The organism is Calidithermus terrae (genome assembly GCF_003574345.1).
GTDB classification, from domain to species: Bacteria; Deinococcota; Deinococci; order Deinococcales; family Thermaceae; genus Calidithermus; species Calidithermus chliarophilus.
This window is the reverse complement of sequence record NZ_QXDL01000020.1, coordinates 25582-32271: the sequence shown is the minus strand read 5'-3', so window position 1 is coordinate 32271 and position 6690 is coordinate 25582. Positions and strand designations below refer to the sequence as shown.

General features: G+C 67.7%; 6 protein-coding genes. 2 read left to right on the top strand and 4 right to left on the bottom strand.

Going from position 1 to position 6690, the window contains the following annotated elements; genetic code table 11:
- Positions 1–310: 310 nt before the first annotated feature.
- The 4 genes from Mterra_RS04010 to Mterra_RS03995 all read right to left on the bottom strand — a co-directional run bounded on the left by Mterra_RS04010 (position 311) and on the right by Mterra_RS03995 (position 3824).
- The gene (locus tag Mterra_RS04010; RefSeq protein ID WP_119313998.1) at positions 311–1081 is read right to left on the bottom strand and encodes an ABC transporter ATP-binding protein; all 771 of its coding nucleotides are present in this window, start codon (positions 1079–1081) and stop codon (positions 311–313) included.
- Positions 1081–1884, bottom strand: a complete 804-nt coding sequence (locus Mterra_RS04005; RefSeq protein ID WP_119313997.1) for an ABC transporter permease — start codon at positions 1882–1884, stop codon at positions 1081–1083. The genes Mterra_RS04010 and Mterra_RS04005 overlap by 1 nt, the downstream gene beginning before the upstream one ends.
- 66 nt (positions 1885–1950) lie before the next feature.
- The gene (locus Mterra_RS04000; protein ID WP_119313996.1) at positions 1951–2937 is read right to left on the bottom strand and encodes an ABC transporter substrate-binding protein; all 987 of its coding nucleotides are present in this window, start codon (positions 2935–2937) and stop codon (positions 1951–1953) included.
- Positions 2938–3026: 89 nt separating this feature from the next.
- Positions 3027–3824: an IclR family transcriptional regulator gene (locus Mterra_RS03995; protein WP_119313995.1), complete on the bottom strand. Its 798-nt coding sequence runs from the start codon at positions 3822–3824 to the stop codon at positions 3027–3029.
- A 365-nt stretch (positions 3825–4189) separates the two neighbouring features.
- On the opposite strand from Mterra_RS03995, the gene Mterra_RS03990 reads away from it, so the two are divergent.
- Positions 4190–4969 carry a c-type cytochrome gene (locus tag Mterra_RS03990; RefSeq protein WP_119313994.1) on the top strand — a complete coding sequence of 260 codons (780 nt, stop codon included), beginning with the start codon at positions 4190–4192 and terminating at the stop codon, positions 4967–4969.
- A 21-nt stretch (positions 4970–4990) separates the two neighbouring features.
- Complete coding sequence (locus Mterra_RS03985; RefSeq protein ID WP_119313993.1) at positions 4991–6664, top strand: pyrroloquinoline quinone-dependent dehydrogenase; 1674 nt, start codon at positions 4991–4993, stop codon at positions 6662–6664.
- Positions 6665–6690 lie beyond the last annotated feature (26 nt).

Sequence of the window (6690 nt, the reverse complement as noted above, 5' to 3'; positions counted from 1 at the left end):
GCGGAGCCGGTACGGCCTACGGCCACCCCCTCGCAGACATGCCGCCGGGGCCGGCGGCATGTCTGCGAGGGGGTGGCCGTAGGCCGTACCGGCTCCGCCGGTGACCTGGGGTCCCTCGGGGGAGCCCAGGGGGAGCAGGTTTCCGGCGTATGCCGGGTCGCGTACCGCGATGCCCTCGCCACGTGGAATGGCCTCCCCCTCCGGCCCCTGACGGCGGAGCGGGGGTCGCCAAACCAAAGCACCGCAACACAACCCCTCCCGCTAAAACAACGAAAAAGGGCACGGAACGGTGTCGAGGTGATTCCCAGGCTCAGCCGCCGGCCGCACTGCCCAGGCGGAGGTGGGGGGAGAGCAGGCGCACGGTCTCGCGGGAGAGCTCCCACAGCCGCCGGTCCTCGGGGTCGCGGGGTCGCGGCAGTCGCCCGGTGAGATCGAGCTCGGCGACGATACGCCCGGGGTTGGCGGCCATGATGAGCACCCGGTCGGCGAGGTAGACCGCCTCGAGGGGGTTGTGCGTCACCAGCAGCACGGTCCCCCGCTGCTCCTTCCACAGCTCCAGCACCTCCCCGCGCATGCTCATGGCGGTGATCTCGTCGAGGGAGCTGAAGGGCTCGTCGAGCAGCAGCACCTGGGGGTCGAGGATGAGGGCACGGGCCAGGGACACCCGGTGCTGCATGCCCACGGAGAGCTGGTTGGGGTAGTAGTCGTAGTAGTCGGCCAGGCCCACCCGCTCGAGCCAGTTCCGCACCCGCGCGCCCGCCTCCGGGGAGGGGGTGGCCTCGAGGGCGAAGTGGATGTTCTGCCGCACCGTCATCCACGGCAGCAGGCGGGGCTCCTGGAACACGTAGCCCAGGACGGGCTCGCCGCTCCCGGCGAAGCCGGGGAAGCTCACCCGGCCCTCGTAGTCGCGCTCGAGGCCGCTGAGGATGTTGAGCAGGGTGCTCTTGCCGCAGCCCGAGGGGCCCACGATGGCGACGAACTCCCCGCTCTCCACCTCCAGGTTCACCCCCTCCAGCACCACCTTCGGGCCCCGGCTCGAGGCGAACACCTTGCGCAGGCCCACGCAGCGGACCCCCGCCATCAGACCACCCGCTCCACCGGCCGCCGCCAGCGGAAGGCCCGCTCGCCCAAAGCCAGCATCGTGAGGTCCACGGCCGCCAGCACCAGCGTCATGGCCAGCCCGTAGGCCAGGATGCCGCGCATCTCGAACATCTGGAAGTAGAAGTTGATCTGGTAGCCCACCCCGCTCGTGCGGCCCAGCAGCTCGGCGAACACCACCATCTTCCAGCTCAGCGAAAGCGCCCCGCGCGCGGTGCCCAGCAGGTAGGGGGCCAATTGGGGCAGCACCACCTGCCGCCAGATCTGGCCCCTCGGGCGGCGCAGGGCGCGGGCCATCTCCACCAGCTTGACGTCGATGGCGCGGATGCCCTCGCGCATCTGCACCACCACCTGCGGCACCAGGATGATCACCAGCCCCACGATGGCCGCCGTGTCGTTGAGCCCGATGAGCAAGTAGCACACCACCAGCGGCAGGATGCGGGGGACCGCCAGCCCGGTGACCACCCAGGCCTCCAGCAGCCGGTCGAGGGTGCGCGAGGCCCCCACCGCCACCCCGATCAGCACGCCCAGGGCCATGGTGATGGCGAAGGCGACCATCACCCGCCACAAGGTGATGCCGATGTGCAGCCACAACTGCCCGCGCTCGTGCTCGCGCGCCAGGAAGGCGACGGTCTCGAGCGGCCCCGGGACCACCGTGCGCCCCATCAGCCACGACAACAGCAGCCACACCAGCACGATCGACAATAGCGACAGCAGGCGCAGCCCCAGCGAACGGGACAACTCCCCCGTGGCGCGGGGTTGGGCCCGGGCGGGCAGGGCCTCCACGCTACCCCTGACCCGGGCGGGGTGCGGCCGTAGGCGGTTGCTTCAGCACGGTTGCCGCCCCTCGCGCTAGTCGCCCAGCGGCCTGAACTGGGTGCTGTAGGCGCGGGCGTCGAAGCGCGAGACCCCTACCACCTCCGCGCCGGCCACCTGCACCATGCGCTGCACCAGGTTGGTCAGGCCCACCACCACCCCCGCGTCCCAGCGCTGGGGCAAGCCCGCCTCCCAGCGCTTGCGCACGGCGGGCATGAGGGAGGCGTCGGGCAGGGCGTAGAGGTTTCTGTCGAGGATCTCCTTCCAGAAGGCGTCGGTCTCCCTCATGCGCTGGTTGGCGAGCTGGACCGCCTTGAGCAGGCGCTCGATGGTGCCGGCGTCGGCGTCGTTGCGGGCGATGATCAGCAGCAGCGGCAGGTCGGGCGGGGCGCCGAGCTCCTTGAGCATGGCGGCGGCCGAGATCAGCTCGCGCGACTCGCCCGAGGCCACCTGGCGGGCGACGAAGTGCCAGAAGGGCAGGCCCGCGTCGATCTCGCCCTTGCGCAGCAGCTCGGCCATCAGCGGGGGGGCGGCGGCCACCACCTTGCTGTCTTTCTGGGGGTCGAAGCCGTACTTGAAGACCGCCAGCGCCCGCAGGATGAGCAGGCTCTTATCCCCCAGGCTCTGCGCGGCGATGGTCTTGCCCTTGAGGTCGGCGACGCTCTTGATGGGGCTGTCGGCGCGGACCACCACCCCGCCCGTCACCAGGCTGTAGGGGTAGACCGCTCGAGCCGGGATCCCCTGCTGCTGCATGCGGACGGCCTCGATGAAGTCGTCCACCGTGACCTGCACCTCGCCCGAGCGCAGGGCGATCTGGGTGGCCTGCTTGGAGGGGTAAGTCACCTCCTTGACCTGTATGCCCAGTTCCTTGTCGATGCCGAAACGCTCGATCGCGTAGACTACCCAACTGAAAGTTCCCCCTGCCTGGAGCCCCACCCGCACGACCCGGGGCTCCTGAGCCAAAGCCGAAGCGCTCGCCACCAGGATGGCAAGCAGCGCCAACGCCCTCACGCCTACTCCCATGGCCCACCTCTTTCCTGCTTGAACTTTCATAGTATACCGCTGAACCCCCCGGAATGCCTCCGGGCGCGGGCGGGGCCGGCGCGGCACGTCTAGGAGGTGGAGGAGACCCTCGAGCCCAGCCGGAGGAAGCCCATCTCCGCGGAGATCTCGGCGGCCGTACCCACGGCCATGTGGCCATAAATCTGCAGGTGTTCGTCGGCCATGCGAAAGGCAGGGCCCCCCACCGCGATCGACCCCACGACCCGGCCGCTGGCGCTGAAGATCGGCGCGGAGACGGCGCGGGTCTCGGCGTCGTACTCCCGGTCGCTGACGGCGTAACCCCGCTCGCGGGTGCGCTCGATTTCGCGCCGCATGAGCTCGGGGTCGGTGATGGTGCGCGGGGTGTACTTGGGGAGGGTATGCAGCTTCCCCAAGAACGCCTGCTGGGCCTTGGGGTCCAGGTAGGCCAGGATGGCCTTGGCTCCCGCCCCCGCGTGCAGGTGCAGGTGCTTGCCGATGAGCGAGGCCCAGCGAATGGCCTTGACGCTCTCGAGCAGGTCGATGCACACCGCCTGTTCCCCGTCGTAGGCGTAAAGCCCCACGGTCTCCCCGGTCTGCTCGAACAGGCGGTACATGTGGCCGGCGGCGGCCCGGGGCAGGGAGACCGCCGCCGTGCGGTGGTTGCTCGCGGTCAGGGCGTTGACCACGGAGGTCAGGACCAGCTTCCCGTCGGGCTCGCTGCTCAAGAAGCCGGCGTGCTCGAGGGTCTTTACCGCCCGGAAGACCTGGTTCTTGTCCATCCCGGTCAGCTCGGTGAGTTCGGCCAGCGAGAAGCGGTGGGGGGCGTGGGTGAAGGCCAGCAGAACCTGCAGCGTCTTGTAGGCCGCCTGGATCACGTAGCGTTCCATGATGAGTTGATTAGATCAGGCGGATTTGATCCTGTCAAACCCTGGCGGGCACGCCTCGAGCGGCGCCAGGCATTCGCCGGTTATTTGATTCAGTCAAATGAATTTGATTTTATCAAACACCGGATTTCGCCTGCCCCCAGGCGGAGCAGGCGCGGGGTTTTCCTGGAACCTGAACCGAAGCACCGGGGCGGGACAGCGGGTGTCGCCCTGACGACGCGAATTATGCCGGTTGCTTGCTTGGGCGCGGCAAATGGGTTATCGTAGAACCATATAAAAGTTAAAGCTAAGCAAGTCCGGTCAGGAGCGGTTTTGTTCGGTTGGTTCGGGGCGTATTGCCACAATACGCCCGGCTTTGGGAGGCCAAGATGCACACAGGCGTAAGGTTTAAGCGGCTCGTGGTGCTCGGCGTGGTGTGCTCGAGCCTTCTTCCGGGGGTCACCGCCTTTAACGCCCAGGAGCCCGGCGTGCTGGTGGCCCAGAGCCCGACCCACGGCTCCTACCTTACCGACGCCCAGGGGCGCAGCCTCTACCTCTTCACCAACGACGGCAAGAACACCAGCAACTGCTATGACCAATGCGCCCAGAACTGGCCGCCCCTGTTGGTCAAGGATAAGCCTGTAGCCGGCAAGGGGGTGGCCGCCAGCCTCCTGGGCACCGCCCAGCGCAAGGACGGAGCGCTCCAGGTCACCTACAACGGCTGGCCGCTGTACTACTACGCCCGTGACCAGAAGCCGGGGGACGCTACCGGCCAGGGAGTGGGCGGGGTGTGGTTCCTGGTCTCGCCCTACGGGGTAGCCATCAAGCCGCCACAGCAGAGCCAAGCGGCAGCCCCTGCCGCCCCGGAGCCCATGGCGGCCGCGGCCCAGAACCCCGAGTTCATGAAGGCAGGCGAAGCGGTTTTTAAGGCCAACTGCGCCATGTGTCACGGGGAGCAGGGCCGGGGGAACCCAGCGTTGGCCGAGAACCGCAAGCTCCAGGACACTGACTTCGTCGTAAGGCAGGTTCTCAAGGGCTCGCGCTACATGCCCGCCTTCGAGGGCAAGCTCTCAGACCGGGAAGCCGCGGCGGTCATCACCTTCATCCGCAACTCCTGGGGCAACAGCTACGGAACCATCACCGAGGAGATGGTCAAGGCACGGCGGTAAGCCGCGTTGAGGAGGTGTCTTATGGAGACGCAGGGGAGGAGCTACTTGAGGGTTATCGCGGTACTCACCATGCTAGCCATGCCGGCGGCGCTGGCTCAGACCGAGCAGGAACTCCTGAACCCCCCGCCCACCGAATGGCCGACCTACGGGCGCAACCTGGAGATGCAGCGCTACAGCCCTCTCTCCCAGATCAACACCTTCAACGTCCCTAGGCTCCGCCTGACCTGGAGCCGCAGCCTGGGCTTCAGAACCGACGCCCAGTTCTCGCCGGTGGTCTACCGGGGGATCATGTATGTCCCCGCCCCCGACCGGGTTATCGCCCTTAACGCCACCAACGGTGATCTGGCGTGGGAGTACAAGGTCAAGCTTCACGAGAAGACTGCTTCCCTCGCCGCCAGCCGCAACCGCGGGGCGGTGGTAGTGTTTGACGGCAAGGTCTACCACACTCTGGGCGACGGCCGCGTAGTCGCCCTCGAGGCTAGAACGGGGAAGGAGATCTGGAGTAGCCAGATCGGCCGGATCGAGCTTGGCGAGGGGTTCACCTCCGGGCCCATCTTCGCCGGTGGCAAGATCATCGTCGGGCCCTCGGGCGCCGACATCGGCGGGGTCAACGGGCGTGTCGTGGCCCTGGACCCCCAGGACGGAAAGACCATCTGGACCTTCAACGCCATCCCGCAGCCGGGGGAGCCTGGCTTCGAGAGCTGGGACCCCCCCTCGGCCGCACAGTGGGGCGGGGGCTCGGCCTGGAACGTCGGCGCCTACGACCCGGTCACCCGCACCGTGATCTACGGGATCGGCCAACCCATCCCCTGGGTCGCCAAGGACTTCCGCAGGGGTGACAACCTCTACACCGCCAGTTGGGTGGCCCTCGAGGCGGACACGGGGAAGCTCAAGTGGCACTATCAGGTGATCCCCAACGACGAGTGGGACCTCGACCAGATCGCCACCCCCACCATCGGCGACGTGCGGATCGACGGGCAAACCCGCCGGGTGGCCCTCCTGCCGACCACCACCGGCTTCCTGCTGCTGTTCGACATCAGAACAGGGCAGATGATCAAGTGGCACCAGATGGTCCCCGAGCTCACGATCCATAAGGGCTTCACCCCGGAGGGCAAGCCCATCATCGACGACAGCTTCCGGTACCAGCAGGTAGGCGAAAAGAAGCTGGTCTGCGCCTTCCGCTGGGTAGACTGGGAACCTGCGGCCTTCAGCCCGCAGACGGGGCTTTACTACCGGCCCAACACCTACGACTGCGCGAACCTGAGGAATGACCCGCCCGCGGCCGACTGGAGGCCCGGCCAGAACCCCATCAACGCCGAATTCGAATACCTCACCGACCGGTTCAGCCGCTATGGGGCGCTCTCGGCCATCGACCCGGCTACGGGCAAGGTGGTGTGGGAATTCGGCTACGGCTACCGCAATTTCAACGGCCCGGTGGTCACGGCGGGGGGCGTGGTGTTCAGCGGCTTCATGGACCGGGTCTTCCGGGCCTTCGATGCGAGGACCGGGACCATCCTGTGGCAGCAGGTGATGCCGGCCTACATGCAGACGGACGCCATCACCTACATGGTCGAGGGCAAGCAGTACGTGGCCGTGATCGCAGGGGGAGCCGGCACGTTCTTCCCTCACCGGCAGACCGGGCTGCCCCCCGTAGTGGAGGGCGAGGTCACGGCCTTTGTCTTCGCCCTGCCCTGAGGGGGCCTGAACAGTGAGGGGGTGCT

What these genes read in the sequence shown, in the direction of transcription:
- Mterra_RS04010 (WP_119313998.1), bottom strand. Translation starts at nt 1,081, where the DNA reads ATGGCGGGGGTCCGCTGCGTGGGCCTGCGCAAGGTGTTCGCCTCGAGC.
- Mterra_RS04000 (WP_119313996.1), bottom strand. Translation starts at nt 2,937, where the DNA reads ATGGGAGTAGGCGTGAGGGCGTTGGCGCTGCTTGCCATCCTGGTGGCG.
- Mterra_RS03995 (WP_119313995.1), bottom strand. Translation starts at nt 3,824, where the DNA reads ATGGAACGCTACGTGATCCAGGCGGCCTACAAGACGCTGCAGGTTCTG.
- Mterra_RS03990 (WP_119313994.1), top strand. Translation starts at nt 4,190, where the DNA reads ATGCACACAGGCGTAAGGTTTAAGCGGCTCGTGGTGCTCGGCGTGGTG.
- Mterra_RS03985 (WP_119313993.1), top strand. Translation starts at nt 4,991, where the DNA reads ATGGAGACGCAGGGGAGGAGCTACTTGAGGGTTATCGCGGTACTCACC.